Source organism: Shewanella chilikensis (genome assembly GCF_037953065.1).
In the GTDB taxonomy this organism is placed as follows: Bacteria; Pseudomonadota; Gammaproteobacteria; order Enterobacterales; family Shewanellaceae; genus Shewanella; species Shewanella chilikensis.
The window spans coordinates 4,702,129-4,720,635 of record NZ_CP149966.1 but is presented as its reverse complement, the minus strand read 5'-3'; the positions used below and the strand labels follow the sequence as shown (position 1 = coordinate 4,720,635).

Annotated in this window: 15 protein-coding genes; 3 read left to right on the top strand and 12 right to left on the bottom strand. The window is 44.2% G+C overall.

The window, feature by feature from the left end:
- Positions 1-92: 92 nt before the first annotated feature.
- The 6 genes from WKR14_RS21260 to WKR14_RS21235 form a co-directional block, all read right to left on the bottom strand.
- Entirely contained in the window at positions 93-626 is a 534-nt protein-coding gene (locus WKR14_RS21260) for a FlhC family transcriptional regulator (protein ID WP_208252623.1), read from the bottom strand.
- Between the two features lie 2 nt (positions 627-628).
- On the bottom strand, positions 629-1,240 hold the full coding sequence (locus WKR14_RS21255) for a hypothetical protein (RefSeq protein ID WP_000271074.1): 612 nt from the start codon (positions 1,238-1,240) through the stop codon (positions 629-631).
- A complete protein-coding gene (locus tag WKR14_RS21250) occupies positions 1,240-1,449 on the bottom strand; it encodes a hypothetical protein (RefSeq protein WP_000681268.1) in 210 nt (69 codons plus the stop codon). Before WKR14_RS21250 ends, WKR14_RS21255 begins: the two co-directional genes overlap by 1 nt.
- A 496-nt stretch (positions 1,450-1,945) precedes the next feature.
- On the bottom strand, positions 1,946-2,200 hold the full coding sequence (locus tag WKR14_RS21245) for a hypothetical protein (RefSeq protein WP_000043897.1): 255 nt from the start codon (positions 2,198-2,200) through the stop codon (positions 1,946-1,948).
- Positions 2,200-5,604 carry a conjugal transfer protein TraG N-terminal domain-containing protein gene (locus tag WKR14_RS21240; RefSeq protein WP_000347732.1) on the bottom strand — a complete coding sequence of 1,135 codons (3,405 nt, stop codon included), beginning with the start codon at positions 5,602-5,604 and terminating at the stop codon, positions 2,200-2,202. Before WKR14_RS21240 ends, WKR14_RS21245 begins: the two co-directional genes overlap by 1 nt.
- A 3-nt stretch (positions 5,605-5,607) precedes the next feature.
- A complete protein-coding gene (locus tag WKR14_RS21235; RefSeq protein WP_243757284.1) occupies positions 5,608-6,930 on the bottom strand; it encodes a conjugal transfer protein TraH in 1,323 nt (440 codons plus the stop codon).
- Positions 6,931-7,275: 345 nt separating this feature from the next.
- On the opposite strand from WKR14_RS21235, the gene WKR14_RS21230 reads away from it, so the two are divergent.
- The 3 genes from WKR14_RS21230 (at position 7,276) to WKR14_RS21220 (ending at position 8,899) form a co-directional block, all read left to right on the top strand.
- Positions 7,276-8,133, top strand: a complete 858-nt coding sequence (locus WKR14_RS21230) for a hypothetical protein (protein ID WP_000783473.1) — start codon at positions 7,276-7,278, stop codon at positions 8,131-8,133.
- Entirely contained in the window at positions 8,130-8,525 is a 396-nt protein-coding gene (locus WKR14_RS21225) for a hypothetical protein (RefSeq protein WP_339087169.1), read from the top strand. Before WKR14_RS21230 ends, WKR14_RS21225 begins: the two co-directional genes overlap by 4 nt.
- Positions 8,526-8,743: 218 nt before the next feature.
- Positions 8,744-8,899, top strand: a complete 156-nt coding sequence (locus WKR14_RS21220; RefSeq protein ID WP_023139365.1) for a hypothetical protein — start codon at positions 8,744-8,746, stop codon at positions 8,897-8,899.
- A gap of 40 nt (positions 8,900-8,939) precedes the next feature.
- Here WKR14_RS21220 and WKR14_RS21215 read toward each other — a convergent pair whose 3' ends face one another.
- From WKR14_RS21215 to WKR14_RS21190, 6 genes are all read right to left on the bottom strand, one after another.
- Entirely contained in the window at positions 8,940-9,209 is a 270-nt protein-coding gene (locus WKR14_RS21215; RefSeq protein ID WP_000901446.1) for a hypothetical protein, read from the bottom strand.
- A gap of 77 nt (positions 9,210-9,286) precedes the next feature.
- A complete protein-coding gene (locus WKR14_RS21210) occupies positions 9,287-9,472 on the bottom strand; it encodes a hypothetical protein (RefSeq protein ID WP_080080198.1) in 186 nt (61 codons plus the stop codon).
- A gap of 885 nt (positions 9,473-10,357) precedes the next feature.
- Positions 10,358-11,230, bottom strand: coding sequence for an integrase domain-containing protein (locus tag WKR14_RS21205; RefSeq protein WP_080080199.1), 873 nt, complete (start codon positions 11,228-11,230; stop codon positions 10,358-10,360).
- 1,068 nt (positions 11,231-12,298) lie between these two features.
- Positions 12,299-13,960 (bottom strand): UvrD-helicase domain-containing protein, encoded by a 1,662-nt coding sequence (locus tag WKR14_RS21200; protein ID WP_000562220.1) that lies wholly within the window; start codon positions 13,958-13,960, stop codon positions 12,299-12,301.
- The gene (locus WKR14_RS21195) at positions 13,957-15,882 is read right to left on the bottom strand and encodes an ATP-dependent nuclease (RefSeq protein WP_080080200.1); all 1,926 of its coding nucleotides are present in this window, start codon (positions 15,880-15,882) and stop codon (positions 13,957-13,959) included. Before WKR14_RS21195 ends, WKR14_RS21200 begins: the two co-directional genes overlap by 4 nt.
- Before the next feature lie 77 nt (positions 15,883-15,959).
- Positions 15,960-18,503 (bottom strand): S8 family peptidase, encoded by a 2,544-nt coding sequence (locus WKR14_RS21190; RefSeq protein WP_001536280.1) that lies wholly within the window; start codon positions 18,501-18,503, stop codon positions 15,960-15,962.
- Positions 18,504-18,507 lie beyond the last annotated feature (4 nt).

The following is an 18,507-nucleotide window of genomic DNA, read 5'->3' as shown; positions in this document are numbered from 1 at the left end:
TTTCTCCAGCTTTTTAGTTTGGATAATGCTATGTCGCTCTCTCATAAAAATTAGCATCGCTATTTGCCCTTTTGCGGCATACGCGGATGTATTCAGGCAGCTTTTGAGACCCGGCAGAATGGGCATTCAACACATGTTCGCTGATTAATTGACGTAAAAAAAGTGCATTGGCATTGCTCGCAATGCTCTATCATTGCTTCTCCATTGCGCAGTTCAGAGGCAAGACACCAGGCATCTGTAATGTCGAAGGGCTCCCATTTTCCTCCCTTCATACCTAGTACTTCTTTACGGATAGCGTGATACATCCTAAACGCTTTATTCAGAGCGCTAATATCTACAGAACGCTTAACTTTTTCCCCTCCAAGATTTGAATAGAGCTGCATTAAAAGCGATGCTTGAATTTTAGATGTCTGACTGTGGATCAGCGTCGCTCCACCACGGAATGTCCTGGATTTCTTATCCTTCACATCATATCCGCAATATTCAAGCTCAGCGTACAGCCTGCGAACTTGCTTATAAGTCAAACCAGTCTCTAGGATAATTATCTTTGTGATATAACCCGCCAATGCCATGTGCCTTGCTTTTACCCAGCGAGATAACGAACCAGATGTAAAACATTCACTCATGATTATCTCCACACCAAAGATTGCTGAATCTTTTTTAATAAAATCGGCGTTGTATCGGCAAGAGCTGCTGATAAGAATTGATCGAGTACGCCAATATCAAATCTCAATGAAAATCTAATAACGACCCTATGCGATAACGACCTTAACTGGCTGTTTGAGGAGGCGGCGACTGAGGAAGCAAGACCAGAAGATACACCAAAAATTTGCATCGCCATGTCCAAGTTTCTACTAGCTAACTTATTAAGCAATAGCCAGTACGCTGCGTCAAAGTCGTCCACAACATTTTTAAGGCATATGACAGAATCGTAGCTACCGGCAAGAGTATCGATCACTTCCATTTGATCTGTTTCAAGTTTAAAGCTCAGAAGAACTCCACTCGCTAATTGTGAAAGATAACTGTCAGGAGTTGACGCCAATTTATTAACAAGATCTTCTGGAAGAGAAAAATGATTGCTAACCTGGGATGGCGCATTGGCTGATAAAAGCTTCAGTAGTGTCCACAGAGTCAAATCGAACTCATAAATATCTTGGTCTGGCTTCTCTTCACTCAATTGAACGGCAAACCTGTCAAAGCTACCAATAACATCACGTTCTAACGGCTCTAAGGCATACATCAGTAGTCCTCCTTACCTTTTTTTCTGCGGCCCAGATTGATTGAAACTAACGCGCTCCCTGCAATCAACGCTAGTAAGGTAAATCCATATTGGTCATCTCTCCACGACGAGATAACCAAGTGAGCAAGAAAGCTTAGAATAAACAATGTTCCGATTGCCTTAACGACTGTGTTTAATCGCTTTTCAGTTTCACGATCTAAATGCTTCATATCTTTCTCCATAACACACCTGATTTATTCACTGATTAACTTTGTCATCAATCATAAATACCATGACTTTTTGATAATGCAACGCCAAATACTGTGTTTTTTTACAGTATCATTTTATGGTGCTATGAAGATTTGCATTTCTGAACGATAATCTATAATCGGTTACATATTAATCAGGAGGCGTAAATGAAAAAGGCGCTATTCTCTTTGTTTTTAATCGTAAGTTTGTTCTATTCGTACAAACTTCTTGGCCTATGGTCGCTCATATTTTTTGTAGTCGGAGTTTCTCTGCTGGCATCTTTAAAGATTGGTAGAAGAGCCTATCTAATCAGTAATTCCGGGAGTAAAACGAACACATTATCTGGGCGAGATCTGTTTGCAGACGTCACATACAACCCTGCCACAGGATCTCCAATGGTAAGTGACGTAGATGTATCCGGAAGCTTCTATGGATTGAATAAAAACAAAGGCTCCTGAGAGCCTTTGTTTTTATTAATTATAGACTTAACGTTAACTGCCTATCTTTATATCTTAATAACGGATACCGTTGAGGCGACGAAAAAAAACCTATCAAAATGTGTTTATTAAGTTCCGGATGCTCTCTGATTACATTGTTCAACACCGAACCATCGACGATAAATTTTTTATTTCCACAGGAGATTGGCTTTTCGTTTAGCCATCTCCCTTCCCCCAGTAATATCATCACTTTAAGCTCTTTAATTGCGCGTCTATATTCAGCTCGTTTGCTCATTAACGGCCTCCTTTGGCTACGGACAAATACCTTGATACAGGCGCTAAATATCCGCCCGCTTGGTCTTTACCTGCCCCCGCAGAACTTTCAATAATCGCAGCCATTTTATCTGCCAATACGTTATCACCAACCTCTTCTCTGAGATTTTCTCTTAGTTCTCCAGAGCGCGATGAATCGCCGCCCATCAACGATGCAGCAAACAATTCTGCTCCTGCCTGACTATTCAAACCATAATCATATCTTGCAGTATCCATTGCTATCTGCCTGAATTCGTCACCATATTGCTGAACAAACTCAGCCGCCTTTCCAGCTCCAGCCTCGCTTGCACTTGCTAATGCTGAAGCAAAAAACATCCCTCTTTCTCTAACAGACATTCCCTGTGCTGCCTCTGAAAGATCTGAATTACCGGTTAACCATTCTTTACCGGCTTCAAATCCACTGATCCCCACACCAATGATATCCCTACCCAGATTTGCAGCACCTACAGCCAGGAAGCCTCCAAGACCATACTCTTGCTTGACGTAATCGTCCCCTTTCTTTGTGTCCTCAATAAACTGATCTCGTTGTTCCGGAGTCATCTGGGCTAACTTAGACATCGATTGCCCAAAACTCTCTGCGAACCCTTCTTTGGCGGCTCCTGCGCCACCCACAACTTGCTGTACAAAACGACCTGCGCCCTCAGCACCTGCAAACAAAGCACTGGATGTTGACGGGGCCAAATCGGATGCCATGATCTGTGCTCTTAACGCAGGCAAGCGGTCATTAAGATATTCATTTCTGCTTGTCCCATAACTCTGCTCAAGTTGTTGGATACCCTTTTCATGAGCGTCACGAACAGAATTTTCAGATCCAATACTGCCTGATTCAGCTAAAAGCTTTTGTTCATTGCTCATTCTTTCCGGTGCCGAAAGTGCGCTCGAATTTTCAACCGGCGAGACATAGCGCGGAGCATCCTTTACCAACATTGCACTATGACCAGGTTGATTAAAGTCAATACCACTGTTACCACCAGTGGCCTTTGCTATTGCACCGGCTGCAATTGCTTGTTCAGATGGAGAGTTGGAATTGAGCATAGCAAACAACTGCCCTCCAACTATTGCCCTCTGGGAATCAATACCTAAATCTTGGTAATGCTGGGCTTTTCTTTGCGCAAAATCTCTTGTCTCTGGCGATGACTGTCTAACACCATCTGACAATGACTTACCGGCTGACCAGTTGTTCAGAACTTTGTCAGCTAACGCGATAATATTATTGTTGCTAGTAGTCCCGATAGTTTGCTGAGCCTGAGATAACTCTTGGTAGGTTTGTTGCGAAGACAAAAGATCAGAACTGGATTGCATGAGCTGCTTTCTCTGCTCTTCACCTAAGCTCTGGGTAAAACGTTGACCTTTATCAGTAGACACTTGCCGCGCCAAATCACTCGTTAATGCTGAACTGTCATCTTTTGTAAAACCGAGTCCGCGAGATAAAGAGTCAATATCAGAACTAAGCTGCTGTCTACTATCCTGACTCTGCGATTGCGCAGATACATCTAAACTACCGTTCATAGATACCGGATTAGCGGCATTTACAGCGGCACCAACCGGTCCTGTAAAAGCAGCAGCAAGTTTTCCGGCATCCACTCCAGCGCTAGCACGCATAGCAATAGCTCCTGCCACAGCATCCGTGTGAGAAGCATTTATCCCACGATCAGTAACGTAGTTCTGCGCCGCGGACAAAATACTTTTAGCCTGAGTTGAATCAGACGCTCTCAACGTTTGTCCTAATGATTGTAGTTGTGAATAAGTCTGTTCTGAACCATGTCCAGAAAACACACTATTACTTAATTGGCTAGCGAAACCTTTCTGAGCCTGTGCAGTAGCAGCAGAACTACTGCTAAGGGCATTACTTACGGTACTCCCTAAGTTAATACTATCAACTAACGACTCACCTCCAGAGGTCATTGTTCCAGCAATCCGGGATTGATTAAATTGTGGTTGTTGACTCAAAACAGAACCACGGTCCACTAAGTCTGGAGACATTAGTTTTTCATTGACTGTATCACTCGCCCCCACTCGTTGAGCAAGACTATTGAAGGCATATACTGAGCCAGTTACTAACATCAACGATAGGACTGGCGTTGCTGCGGCCATCATTCCACCTATCCCTATCCAACGCTCAATTTCGGCCCCAGCATATGCAACGCCTTCAAATGAGGATAAGTTCCCTGTGGTATATTTTGCGAGCGCCTGCTGCCCCATTATGTAAATGAATAGATTGATTACCGACATAATTGGCAACCAAAGTTGTACCCATATAAGCATTTGAAGATACTTACCGACCAATAGCAAACCTTTAGAACCTAGCACCATCACAAATGCGGCTATGGGCGTAATCGCATAGGCAAACCCCTCTACCAAGGTCATAAGAGGTTGAATCGATTTTACAAACAAAGACTGTTCGGCTGCATATTGCGTATTTCGCTGAGACTCAGCTTGAGTGAGCATGATTTGTGCGTACGGATCATTCATATCACTGTAGTACTGAGCAAAGCCACGCTGTACGATAGGTTGCAGAAAATTGGCTTTTATAAAATCACCTGCGGCCACATTCGTAACCTGCAGGCGATATAAAGCGTCAGATGTAGCATTCAAAGCATCAGTGGTAGACAACAAATAGCCAAGAGCTTGTTGCGAAAGGCCAGAATTGAAGGCAGTTTCAAAGGATTGGCTCAACTGAATCCAGCCATCTGTACAACTGGGATCTGTCGGGCCAGATGGAGACAGGTACAATCGGGTCCCATATATTTGTGAATCAAATCTGAGAGCTGTACGCCAATTCTCTGTGTTGATTTGATCCTCATTTGACTCACCTAATGAAAATTTAATTGCTGTGCATTCTGATATGTAGTTAGTCAGGCTTTTCTTCATATCAACAGCACCGCCTCCTAGGGAATCATTCCAGACAGTCCATAGTGCTGACTCCATTTCGTGATTTCTGAGCTTTGATAATAACTCTAAAGAATCCATGAACTTTGATTCAGTCACACTCGCGACAGGGCTATATGCAACCTCAAAGAGTTTTGTGAGACCAAATCCAACGCTTGAGATTATAGAACCAGCGGCGGCTGGACCAACAGGTACGTTATCCACTACTCGCACTTGTCCGTTGTACGCGTCCTCAATAGTTACCGTAACGCCGGCTCCAAAGGAAATGGCATACACGAGCCAACAAGCAAAAACTTGATGTAAATCCCAGGATTTAGCTCCCTGGAATAACGACTGAAATGAGATGATAAGAGCGCCAATTAAAAGGCCAATACTTACCATTCGTTCAAAATCACCGGTGCCTGTAGCCATCGCTACAGCAATCATTATTTGCTCTAGAAATGCGGCATCACCGACGGAATAAATACTAAAATCCATTAGTTACTCCTTTTTCCCTGATGCTTGGGCCGCAAGTAAAAGCCGCTGCTTCTTTGTGACATCAAGTAAGCTGTTGTAATACCCCATCAGATCACTTAGCTTCCCGTGCCTCACAATTAATTGGTCATACTCTTGTCTGACAACAGCCCGAGAAGCATCAAGTACATCAACAGCTTTTTGTTGATAGGCATTATCACTGTTAGCTAACGCAATAGTTGTTGCCCGGTATATCTCCTCAATAAACCTATAGGTTATATCTAGCGCTATGATGGTCTGTGCTTGCTGAGCAAACTGCTCTGCTGTATCACTGGAAACAGCGGAAAGATTTCGGAAAAGTGAGCCAAAGCTACTGGGGAGATTTGATACAAAAGCTATCTCGGCAGAACTTAAAGCCCCAACATTGTTTGCATATTTATAAATCAATCCAGGTGAAGAATCAGAACCAAGAAGTAAATCTGACATTTGATTGCCAATACCCCTGAGCTGAACACTCTTCAGCTCAGAACCAGCAGAAATACAGTTAACCGTATCACTGTCACATGAATAAACTTTAACAGAGCCACCTGAAATGAGATCTCCAAGGGTAATTCGATTCCCCGGTAAGGTGACGATGGGATTAGTACTGTTGTTTGCTCCAGCAAGATTTGGATCATTAATTAAATCACCAATGACAACGGCACCAGTTATAGACATCATGGCTTCAAGCAGGCTGTTATCCCCGTACTGGAACCATGAACTTACACTATTCTTTTTGAGTTGCTTCCAGACAATATTACCTATCATCTCTTGGTAGGCCTGTGGCGAGTTGTCTTTCAGCGTCTTGATTGCCGTTTGTCCATCCGTTTCCTGCGTTGCAGAAAACATGTCTTCAAATAAACCTTTGGTCGATGCTTTTGTACGAGTATCGTTCTTTAGTTTCGTGTCAAAAGCACTTAGTGAATCGTTAACAATACCCTGAGCTAACTGACAAGAATTGCCTAAATGCTGGTTCAAAGCCTGAACTTTCTTCTGAAAGTTTTCTATCCATTTGGCACCATCAGGAAAAACATTATCCAGAGCTAGTTGAAAAGCATAGCCCTTTGCATTTGCTGCCACAGCTCGCATCAGTTGAACAATCTGATCTGCATTCACAAATGATAAAGAACCACCGAATAGATCAACGCCACCACACCCAGCTTTCCAGGATGGAGGGACAAAGCTAACTAGGTTTTCATCAAAAATACGCGCTTTGGTGGTCACACGCCCACCCGCAATAACTCCACGGCGTTGTGTCTCATGAATACCCGGTCTAGTTGTATTACTCATTTCGTTGAATAGTCTATCCATCTCGGACTGAAGCCCTTCAGCCGAGGCATGAGTGGCGACGACAGAGAAGATGATTAAACAAGAGGCAGATAGTGTTCTAATGTAAGGGGGAGAGACTCTCATACTGTTGCTCCAATAGGTTTCGTGTCACCCGAAAGCCTACCGAGCAAATGAGTACAAACCGAACTCCCAAACTGTCCAATTTGGGCAGTCCAAATAAAACTTTCACATGTGAAAGTTAATCATTGAATAATGTCGGCAACTTTGTCACGTCAGTACAAACTTATGATTTTTAAAAAGTTTTAATTAACCCTTGTTGCATTTTCACAAACCAATGGCACTCTATTTCTAAAAGAGGAGCTTTAAATGAAAATGAATATGTCAACTTCCGTAAGTTCAGCTACAGCCTTGTTCGCCGCCATTATGCTCGCAGGCTGTGCTACAACCCCAAAATCCTATAATTCAGAGATGTCCAGAGCGCTAAACTTGGCAAGAGCTGGGGGTATTTATGACCAAGATCTGAGAGACTCAGAAGATGGGCGGAACTCATATAGACAGTCTCTACTGATGAAAGCGCTAAATGTCACAAGCCTGGCCACATCGCTTGATGCTCCATTAAGAGGATTGAACGGTCAGCAAACTCTCATGTTTAACACTGCAAGCATTCTTACATCACCGGATAACCCATCCGCTAGGCCAAGTTTGATGGCTTGGATGCCTGCATCAATGGCTAAATCCTCAGAAGATGCTTATAGCAACTACATAAACCTAATTGATAATGCCGTTGCGGTAGCCGCGAAATCTATGAACCTGGATTTAACTAAAATAGTGGAAAGTACAGCGCCTAAGATTGATGGAAATCCCTTAATTATGTGGGCAGTAACGGCTCCACAATTTGGCTGTGATGGCTCAAACTGCGTAATTGCATACAACGTTACAATGCCTAATCCTTGGAAAACACCAGCCTTTGTGGGCAGTGGTAATATTGATAGCTTTAATCTGGCCGCTAATAACACGACCAAATATTCTCGATTGATTTTCTCCCAGGTCAGCGACGTGAAATCATTTCCAATGGACGATTTTTACAAAAGTACGAGCCGAGCGCTGCCGGAGTGGGCAGTCATGTATTTCCCGCCCAATAGTGTGTTCCAGGATGGCAAAGCTTTACCATATCCAGTTATCTATGAAAAAGGCCAGCAATTGCTATTTAGGAAGGCACAATGAGTCTGTGGCATGAAGAACTGGAACTGGCTTTGCTAAATCTGGAGGATTCAAAAGCCGGTTGTGATGTGATGACTTACGTGATCGGCCACATTCTAGCCAAATCAGACATTCCACATCAGTGCAGAGTAGGGTTTGTTGAAACAGTGCATAGCAAGACTCAAATCAATCCGCATTGCTGGATAGAGCTAAAGAATGGATGGGGTATAGATCTGACTTTACGCCGGTGGTTGGGTGACGAGGACCGATGGCCGCATGGAGTATTTAGGCTTTCAGACTATCCACAGGTTCAATTCTGGGGAACGCCCCTGTTTGCCCCGAAGCTAGACGATGAGGAAATTAACGCTATGTCCGATCATCTAATTGAGACAGTAAAAATACCAGTTTGTTGCTGAATTATTCAGCATAGATAACAGGGCCGTTTAATACACATATATTTATTGATCAGCGCGATTTTGATTGTGTTTGTTGTATAAATACAAACTTCCGAACGTCACAATGGTAAAAAATGCGAGCAAACTTAACATTGCAATAGTAAAGGCATCCACGGAACTGAACCTCTCTTGTAAAACCTTATATACTTAGAGTCTAACTAAACTAGCGAGATTTACCAGTGGCAAAAACACTAGACCAGATCTTGGAGCATGAGAAGCCAGAAATTGTAGCCGAGGCCAGACGCAAGGCATCAGAGATGCTCCGCCTCTTGGATGAGCAAACGGCCAAGCAGGATAATGAAACCGATTCAGTAGATTCCTATCACCAGAAGTAGCAAAGGGCCAGACAAGCTGGCCCTTTGCTTTTCTTAGTAATTACATCACTAAGTACGGTTCATCGTTGTCGCTTTCAGCTATCGTCAAGTCAATAGTGAAAGTGATATCGATGCGCTCAACAGTCCGATTACACTCACGAGCATACTCATCCTGCAGGCTTTTAAACAGCGCTTCAGCTTCATCATGAGAAGTAGCTTCTACTGTTTCAACAGCCAACTCACCTTCTTTTTCAGTGTAGTTAACCCCACGATAATACACGCGGCCACACACATCGAATTGATGGATCTCTGTTTGATTTTGTCCCAACATATTAATTCTCCAAAAGTTTAATAGCCGGGACTTAGCCCAACCGGGCAAAGTACCCGGTTGGGTTATTTAATTAGGGATTAGGCTTCAGGCATGTTGCGTATAGTGAAGGACTCACAAACACCATGCCCGTAAAGCACTGCATTTCCCTGGGGATTTTGTTCCAAAAACTTGCGCGTGGCTTTGAGAGCTGCCCTATAACCAGCATCAGAAGGCTGATACTCTCGCGTTCGCTTTTTTTTGTTTGTCAGAATCAGTCGATACATAAAATCTCCCTCATCTTTGAGCTGACAATAATTTCCTGGTGGAACCTATTACAGCGCGTTCTACAACCAGCTCCCCCTCAAGCGGAGCGCATTCGACAGCATCGGAGACTCTAGGTTGATGGCTACCGGAGGTAGCTTTCAACCATTCACCACACAATGAACTGCTATTAGTTACCAATGGGCTAACGACCCGTACAGGCCGCGTTTTTATCAATGATCGATATGCCAGAATCGAAGCCTTATTTAGTAGTTTGGCGACAATCGTAGCCCCGAAAGCAATAACGCCCACGGTAACAATCATGATCAAAACGAACGTAGAAAAGTACATAAACACCTCCAATTAGTTGGAATTGAAGGGGTTACACCGCATAACCGGTGAACCCCGGTTACGGGATAAATTGATAAAATGCTGTTTGTTTTTGGCGACCAGCTATCGCACATACTCAGCACGGAGCTGAAGTTGATACAAATTTAACAGCTCATTTCTGAATCGACACGCGCTGTATTGGCCCTTTTTGGGCACATTTAAACAAAGCAGCGAACGGAAGGTCTTATTAAGGAATATGACATAGGCGTAGATGGCTTTTAATCAGCAGAGCCGGTGTTTTTTGGGCGCGGAGGCTCTCCAGGACGGTTAAGTAATTCCCACAAGAGTCGGAACGCATAAAAATGATCCCGCAATGTCGTGGTACTCAATCCTTGATGCCTTGTGTAATACCGGTGGATATGAGCTCTTCCAATTTGTGATGGTGCGTTGACTCCTTTTTCATTGGCGGCAATATCGTTTAGAGCCGAAATTAGCCTTTTTACCATAGCTCGCCGAGCCGTCTTCCCTCCATGCCGCACATAAACATGGCTTCTTTCTCTTACCCATTTTTCCATCAATTACCCCAAATAACTATTTGTCACATCGATGCGACCATGACCCAATTCCAAAGCCACTTCAGATCTGATTTCTTTGTCCAGCATTTTGGCGTGAGCTATTGATACTCCAAGTTCTTTGGCTAAATATTCATAGTGCTCTCGCCCATGTTTAACACCTGCTTTTACCGGGCAATCAGCACGCATCAAAGTTTTGTAGCGCGTTTGAGCGTAGTGGTGCCTTTCGCCATGGAAGTTCACCGGATGGCTGCCGATCTCCCGGTAGGCTTCTTGCCGAAACTCACGATAATTCTTCTCTGCGGGGATCATGCTGCGGCCATCCTGTATGGCGGCGGCTCGCTGGAGTGCCGTAATTTGAGCATCACTGGTGATCGGAACAGTGCGCGCCCGGCCACCTTTGGTGCCATCTTTTATGCTCACGGAGCCAGTTTTCTCGGCCTCTCTTAGTGCTCTGGCTGCATCCAGCTTGGCCGATTCCTCGAACCGCAGACCGAAATTACGCTGTAGTTCCAGCAAAGCCCCAAGGCGCTCGGAGGCTGCCCCCATTGCGGCATTATGGGAAGCTTCCGAAACACTTCGGTCGCCAGTGGCGATACCTGAGCGCTTTGGAAGTCCCCCCTCGGAGACAGGATCTACACGTACCTGTCGGTCGCCACGCGCAATCTCCATCACCCGATTCACTGCGCTCAGGTAGTTCTGCGCCGTGGATGGCGCAATTTCTCCCCGCTCGTAGCGATCATTAAGGTGCGCCGCATAAGCGACCAAATGAGCCTTTTCTATGTCCCGCATGTCCTTTATGCCCTGTTCGGACTTAATCCAAGCGCTAAAAACGCTCCATCGGTCATGAATAGTGGCTATGGACTGAAAACTCTTCATCCCCTCCTTGAGAGCGTTCAGGGCTGCCTTGTTTATATCTCGACTACGAAGACCAAAATTCCGTGAATCCGGATTAGTCCGCTCTGAACGCATTGATCCCCCTAACTCTGTTAATCAAAATTTTTACTTTGTTGGCCCGTCCGTATCCGGTGGTAAGTGAAACGCAGTTTTTTAATTAGCTCTGCATGCTAAGGCCAACGCTGGGATCTTGCCCAAACACAGGACAGTTAAACCCGATGTCCACGGTCATTAATTACGAATTGTACTGCTATGGAGCGAACTGCTCATTCCATTGGCTGGTCTGTTCCGACGGAACAAACTGCCAGCAGATCCGGCTGGTACTGTCGTGTCATTCTTTGGAAAGGAAAGCGCGAAGCGCGCTAACCGCCGAAGGCGGTATAATTCGCGCACATTCGTGCGCGGTGCGAAAGCCTAGAGCCCTTGAGGCTCAAGGCTTCCGTCGGGGGCTCTACCCCCGTCTCTGTTTACGCCTACGGCGACAGAGACGGGGTGGAGCATAGAGTAAGCCGGAAATCCAGCACTCGTTCTGACGGATGAGGGAGGCCCTCTTGTGTTTGGCCGCTCGGAATTGAGCGCCAGGAACGCGACATAGCTGTCAGCCAGATCGCGATATGGAAGCCTGGTCGCTTGCGGAATGCACAAACGCAGGCAGCAGCAAAACGCTGCAAGCACAATGATGATAAACATCTGATTTTCCTCCGGGGAGATAGGTTTTAGACGGAGGAGTGCCCCTAGGGGACAGTCCCCCTGAGGGTTAACGAAGTGAAGGCAAACGCCTTAGATTTGGAAAAATGCTGTTTTGGGCCAGCTACCGTTTACAATTCATATATTAATCAATCTGATAGTAACGTCAAGTTCATCAGAAAGTGGCTTTTCGATGGCTTTTGGGTGATGTTTTCATTCTTAAAAATGTCTTGTATATTCAGAAGTCGCTTTTTGATGCTTTTTAGATAGAACCTTACAACCTGAACGATTCTTGATTGGTAGGAAATAATCAAAAAGCGCCTTTTGGGTGGTGTTTGGATGCTCAACTAACTTACTATCGGCTCACTTAACAAAAGGAGATGTATATCCAAAATATTCTAACTGAGCAGAGCGATTCGTTCGCCATATCCCTGAATAATTATCAGGCTTATCTCGCTCTTTTGCGTATGTAACAACAAGCCGACGCTTGGCACGGGATACACCAACAAAGAAAGCACACCGATTAGCATCTTGATCCCCAAAGAATATTTCGTTCTCAACGGCCATAATTATCGTTGAGTCGAACTCCAATCCTTTGCTCTTATGGATAGTCAGAATACGCACAGCCTGATCATCAGAGAAACGAGTCAAGGCTTGAGGCAAATCGGGGGTAAGTTCAAGCAATTCTTCAATGCGCGCTTTGGTATCTCTCACAACTTCACCTAACCTAGCATGTGACTCATAGTCGGGCGAGAGAGCAACAAGAGTCTCCATTCCTATTTTCTTCAGAAAGCTACACACAGAATCCCACCATCCCGAAAACGGCTCATCCAACAGCTCGGTCATGGTGATGATTTTTCTCTGCTCCTTGAAGAAGCGTTGGAAGCTTTGCCTAGCGCTAGACTGCACCTCATCATCAGCAAAGGGAATCAATTGATTCATAAGCCGAACCCAAGCTTTGGGCTCTCGCTGGCCGTAGAGGCAGGACAAATAGTCAACAACGAGCCTCGCGGCAGGTTCAACAGTAATATCCTGCATCTCCTGCTCGTTCCGGTACGGTATTCCCCTAACTTCCAATGCCGTCATCAAGTGGTTGGCATAAAGATCTAGTTGTTTGGACACTAATACGGCGATTTCGGACAACGGAACCTTTTCATTTCTTATCCACCCGGCAATCAAATCGGCCAAATACTCAGCTTCCCCCTGTGCATTCTCGAATTGCCACGCGAAAACCTCTCCCTCCTCACCAGCAAGTTGGTGATCTGGCATAACGGAAGCTGGATCAAGCACACGAATTATCTCGTTCTGCATCCGAAGCAGGCGTGGTTTTGAACGAAAGTTTCGGTACATGTTTAGTGGTACGGCTGAAAAATCCTTAGCGAACGTTTGGAAAATTCCGTCCAAAGCTCCTGCCCATCCCATGATTTTCTGCTTGGTGTCACCGACAGCGGTAAGACGAATGCTTGTACTTTGGAAAGCTACCTTAACGAGTTCATATTGCTGATCCGTGCAGTCTTGGAATTCATCCAAGAAAACATCGCTGTAAGTTTGGCGTATGGCATTTCTTGCGACAACAGAGGCCTTGAGAATTTGAATTGCTAGCGGCACAAGATCATGAAATGTAATTTGCCTTCTTGTGACTTTTCTTTCGCCAATCGAATAATCCGTATCCAGAGCATCATTACCAGTAAGCACTACTCGGAAGCGATCAATAATACGCTTTGCAAACGCATGAAATGTGTAGCTATCAAAACGGGAAGCCAATTCTTGTCCACAGCGTCGCTGGATTCGCTCCTTCAAGTTTTTGCTGGCGTCAACTTTGAAAGAAATAGCGAGTATTCTCTTCGGATAACGGCAGGTTCCGGTTCGGAGGAGGAAGTCAGCTCGCTGTGCAAGCATTTCCGTCTTGCCCGCTCCCGGCCCCGCAGTCAGTGCAAGACAGCGCGCTTGTTCCTTCGCAGCCAGCAGAGCATTGGGTTCAAGTGTTAGCCCATCAGAAGGCAACCATGCATCTACAGCAATCACTCGGGCAGCTCCGCAAGCTTGGCTATCACGGCATCTGCAAGTCGTCCAAATGATCCTGGCATGTTCGCCAGCAATTCCTCGTTGCTCAGTTGAGCAAGAGCATCTATATGCGCAGCGGGCTTACTACCCAGTTTAAAAAGCTTGTGATACGTAGAGAAAAGATTTAACTCGTCTCCGCTGTATTGGTATGAGCCATGATGGCTCTTACCCAAAACGGCTTTAATCGTAGACTCATCTGAAACCTCCTGCTGAACACCGTACGCATTAGGGAAAGCAAGAAGCATTGAAAAATCTAAATCCATTGGAAATGAGAAAAAAACACCACGTGTTTCCAGCTCTAAAAATACACTCTTAGTGCCGTTTTCAAAGAAATGATGTGTACGAACAGGTACTTTGTCATCATTCCAATCTGATAAAGAAAAAGTAGTTGGTAGTACCTTTTCAGGTTGATACAAACCAAGTTGGTTATTTACATACTTTATTCTTCCCCAGCCCGCTTGATATCTGCCCACATCTAAATCTAGAAGAGTCAAAAATGGGATTTGCAGTTCGGATAACAGACGCCAAAAATGGTTTACATGCCTACCTCCAAGCGGAGCAATCGTAACCGCTGATTCATCAACTGGCGCACCCTTTGCTTGGAAAAGGCGCGGTAATACAATTTCTTCGCTATCCCCTTCACCCAACACAACCAAACGAGAGAAGTAGATCTCAGGAAATGCCTGGACAGCCTCACGTACAAATTTGTGCGCTTCATCGGTTTTAGCGGGTAATTGGATTTTCTTAATTCTTGATTGCCGGGTTTCAGTAAGTCGAAGATATCGAATATGTTCCGGATCGACACGTCGCAACATCGACGGAGCATGCGTAGCGACTAGGGCCTGAGCATCCTCGTTACTCGTCATTGAGTTAAGAGCGTTAACAATTCTTCCCAAATAGTGAGGTGAGAGGCTGTTCTCTGGTTCCTCAAGGGCTATTAAAGTAAAGACTGGCGGACGCAACTTTTCAGGGTCAAAAGAGTCGTCCTCACCGGCAAGGACAGCACGACCAACAGCTTGAGATGAGAGAACCAACGATAGATAGAGCATCGACTTCTGACCGTCACTGAGTCGAGAAAAATCGACAAGATTGTCATCATGTCCAGGCGAGAATGATACGGACAAATGACGAAGCAACGCCTCGATCTCAGATGCCACAAAAGTAATCTTGGGATCTGTAAAGTAGCTGCCTTTATGGAGGGTGCCCCATATTTTCTTCAGGTGGGAACTAAAAGCATTAACCGATGAATTAGCAGCCAGGCTCTCACTAATCTGGTCGGTGAACCCTTTGACCTCTTCTCGTTCATTTTCCCAGTTCACGGCACGTAGCAAGCGGCCAAGCAGCGCACTCGTTCCGTATGCTATGTGGTCAGTAGGATCTCTCCTGGCTGGCAGATAGTGGACTTGTATGTGATTTCGGTCAGATCGAGGAACTGTTTCAGGATTTATAGGTGAGCCGTCCGGACCAACTTCAAGCACATACACGAAAGCTTCATCAATATCTCCATCTAGGCCCATAGTGGCACTTAGGCGATACCGTACCCGAGGAATTCCGTCAGGGTCATCAAGGCGCATGTGACTGAAATGGGGAGCAACGCTTGAGTTATCTTCTTCACCCTCCAACTCGGGAAAAACGAAGTCCGCCTCAATCCATAACTGCCTTTCTTCGGGCGCTTCTTGTTCATCGTGCGGGACATGGAAGTCTGAGCGCTGAATACGGCGTAATGATGGATCAAATGCAAACAGTCGGCACAAAGCCTGGAGTGCAGCAGTCTTGCCTGACCCGTTGGGGCCAATCAGATAGGTAATATTTTCCAGTGTCAGTTCTGTTGGTTCAGCACCAAAACTTTGAAAATTTGATATCCGAATACTGTGCAGTTTCATCCTTGCCTTCAACTCCTAGAAGTATTTTCTTGTCTTAAAATAAGACAGGGGAAATTAAACTAATGGCTTTTAGTAACTCAAGTTACAATTTCTATTGCGACCTGATTTTCTATTGCAACTTCAATCTGATTCTCTATTACAGAGTAAATGTCAACACTCTCATCAGGTACTTCAATACTAATAAGAAGGCTAAACCGCACTCTATTTTCCCACCGTTCTTCTGCAGTTTTATATTTCCACCATCCACCTACTGGAAAAATAGCTATAGTATGCATATCAGCTAAATCTTGAGCACTACCAGTCCAGTGATCTGAATGAATTGAACCTCTTGTTCGAAGTTGACTCCCTAAAAACCACCCATCATTGTCACCTTCTGGTCCATCGTAATCATCCATATTTGCTAAACCATTAATGTAAGAACGGAAGTTAGCAATTGATTGACCAGGTCTGATAGTTTCAAACCTTAAACCATGAGATTGATAGCTATATCTTGTACGATAACCTCTCCTACCAGGATTAGGTTCTATGAAGTAAGATAAAGTAACTTTGAGTTTAACTTCTAACTCTGGCGGCAAATTTTGCAATTCCGCGAGAGGCCAAGGTAACTGATAAAGTTTCATTTGATTTAGTTTAGGATCAGATGACGCATTAGCATCTTGGGATTTGATAAATGGCTGAATTTCGCCTTCAGCGATCAAAGTAAGCGCATGGTCAGCACTATATCTAGCTCTGTCAATGTTTGTTACACCATACCCAACCGTACGCAATAATGTTTCTTTTGCTACTTTAGGACTATGTACTGCACTTAATAAACCAAATCGTTCCATCATTCGTGGAGTCCACTCCGCAGAGTGAATTATCAAACCTCGTATAGTCTCGGGCCAAAGTTCAGGATACTCGGCTGTTAACTGAGCCGCACATCTCGAGACTAACGCACACGCAGCGCTTGTATCACTACCCCGCTCAAAAACCTGACCGGTAGTTTTTCCTGATGTTGTTAATAATCCAACAGTATCTTCATTACTGAGTTCAGTCTTATCAGGTGACAAAAGTCGATTACCACCTTCGGCAACTACATCTGGCTTAAATGGTGCTTGCTTTCTCCACGCCCAATTCACCGAAGAACGACTTGATGGAGCAACATCACCCGCCATTGCAAATGGTGACCAACCTTCAAAATATGGATCATCATTTGTGGTCATTTCTGTATATGCCCCAACAGTAATAGCATTCCATGCTTGAGCTGGATCTTCTATCTGCGCGAGATTGACTTGATCCCAATAGTCTTGGTCAGGACGAATATCTAAGTTGTTACCGGCAGAAATAACAAAAAGTCTCCGCTTTCCATCTTGCATACCAGAAGTGAATTGATCAATTTCTGCAGACCATGAAGAAGGTCTGCCACTTTCTCTTTCGTGATCAGACGTAACAGCAAGGCTATATACTCTATTTATATCTGGCCTATCTACTTCAAGTTTGGATGCTGTTCCTACCGTTATAGCCCCATATAAAAAGGGATCATTGTTGCCTTGCGGAGGTAAAATTCTTGCTGACTCAATAACATGTGATAGTTGGATAGCGCTATTTCCTAATACGACATCCATCAAATTCCCAAATGCTGCAAGTCCTGCCTGCAAAGAACCATGCTCATTAAACGGCGCTAGTGCTTGATATTGATCGTATTTGGGCCAATCAGGATCCCAAGAAACAGAAAAATCATCACAGCACACTTTACTTAACAGCATGTTATTGTAATTAATACCAGTATCCAGTATTGACACACTGGTTGTTATATTATCTGAAAGAGATACTCGATCAGAAATACTCTTCAGCCACTCTTGTTGCTCTTTTGGTGAAGAGCTAATGATGGGAACTGGTGTCTCCTTCGCTTTCCGAATTTCTTCTAAATTTGAAATTAATTCAGGAGCTTTCTCAAGTTTATTAACTGAGGCTTTAATAAGAACAACAAAAGAATTGAAAAATGAAAGAGATGTGTTTCCTAAGCGACCATCAACTCTTTCAGCAAGAGACTCTGCTATTTTTTTAACGTCGTCTACGGTGTTACTTTTCAACCATAATTCCCACCAGACATCAAGATTCCTATCTGCAGGAAATAAATCTATAGGATCTGTCCAAAATGACTCCAAATTTGCAAGCCTGATCTCGGAAATACTATCTATTAACGTATGATTTCGAGGAAAAGAAACGCCTTCCTTATTTGGTTTTCCATCTTTCTGAGGGTCTAAATACTGTTGTATTTTTTTAAGGAATGTATCACGTTTATCTTCAGGTATAAAAATTAACGCGAACTCTCTATCTCCTCTCATTTGGCAAGAACAGAGTTTAAAATCTCTGTTATCTAAACTATCTAATGGGAGCTTGCATCCATCAACTCCGATAATTTCAACATAAATACCAGAATCATCTGTGATAGGATTAATTTGTTGTTTTCTTTTTTGTTCGTAAGCATTTATTAAATTCTGATATAAACCAGCCAAATAACTTCCATGTTGGTTTCTATCTCGACCAGGAACACCTGAATTTCGACCAGGCCTTTTAGATTTAAAAGGTTCGTCAATGAAAAACCGAGCCACATCTAAATGCTTCCTTTTAGAAACCATATAA

Excerpts from the sequence above, each read along its gene's own strand:
- WKR14_RS21260 (WP_208252623.1), bottom strand. The coding sequence starts at position 626 with ATGAGTGAATGTTTTACATCTGGTTCGTTATCTCGCTGGGTAAAAGCA.
- WKR14_RS21255 (WP_000271074.1), bottom strand. The coding sequence starts at position 1,240 with ATGTATGCCTTAGAGCCGTTAGAACGTGATGTTATTGGTAGCTTTGAC.
- WKR14_RS21250 (WP_000681268.1), bottom strand. The coding sequence starts at position 1,449 with ATGAAGCATTTAGATCGTGAAACTGAAAAGCGATTAAACACAGTCGTT.
- WKR14_RS21245 (WP_000043897.1), bottom strand. The coding sequence starts at position 2,200 with ATGAGCAAACGAGCTGAATATAGACGCGCAATTAAAGAGCTTAAAGTG.
- WKR14_RS21240 (WP_000347732.1), bottom strand. The coding sequence starts at position 5,604 with ATGGATTTTAGTATTTATTCCGTCGGTGATGCCGCATTTCTAGAGCAA.
- WKR14_RS21235 (WP_243757284.1), bottom strand. The coding sequence starts at position 6,930 with ATGGATAGACTATTCAACGAAATGAGTAATACAACTAGACCGGGTATT.
- WKR14_RS21230 (WP_000783473.1), top strand. The coding sequence starts at position 7,276 with ATGAAAATGAATATGTCAACTTCCGTAAGTTCAGCTACAGCCTTGTTC.
- WKR14_RS21225 (WP_339087169.1), top strand. The coding sequence starts at position 8,130 with ATGAGTCTGTGGCATGAAGAACTGGAACTGGCTTTGCTAAATCTGGAG.
- WKR14_RS21215 (WP_000901446.1), bottom strand. The coding sequence starts at position 9,209 with ATGTTGGGACAAAATCAAACAGAGATCCATCAATTCGATGTGTGTGGC.
- WKR14_RS21210 (WP_080080198.1), bottom strand. The coding sequence starts at position 9,472 with ATGTATCGACTGATTCTGACAAACAAAAAAAAGCGAACGCGAGAGTAT.
- WKR14_RS21205 (WP_080080199.1), bottom strand. The coding sequence starts at position 11,230 with ATGAAGAGTTTTCAGTCCATAGCCACTATTCATGACCGATGGAGCGTT.
- WKR14_RS21195 (WP_080080200.1), bottom strand. The coding sequence starts at position 15,882 with ATGAAACTGCACAGTATTCGGATATCAAATTTTCAAAGTTTTGGTGCT.
- WKR14_RS21190 (WP_001536280.1), bottom strand. The coding sequence starts at position 18,503 with ATGGTTTCTAAAAGGAAGCATTTAGATGTGGCTCGGTTTTTCATTGAC.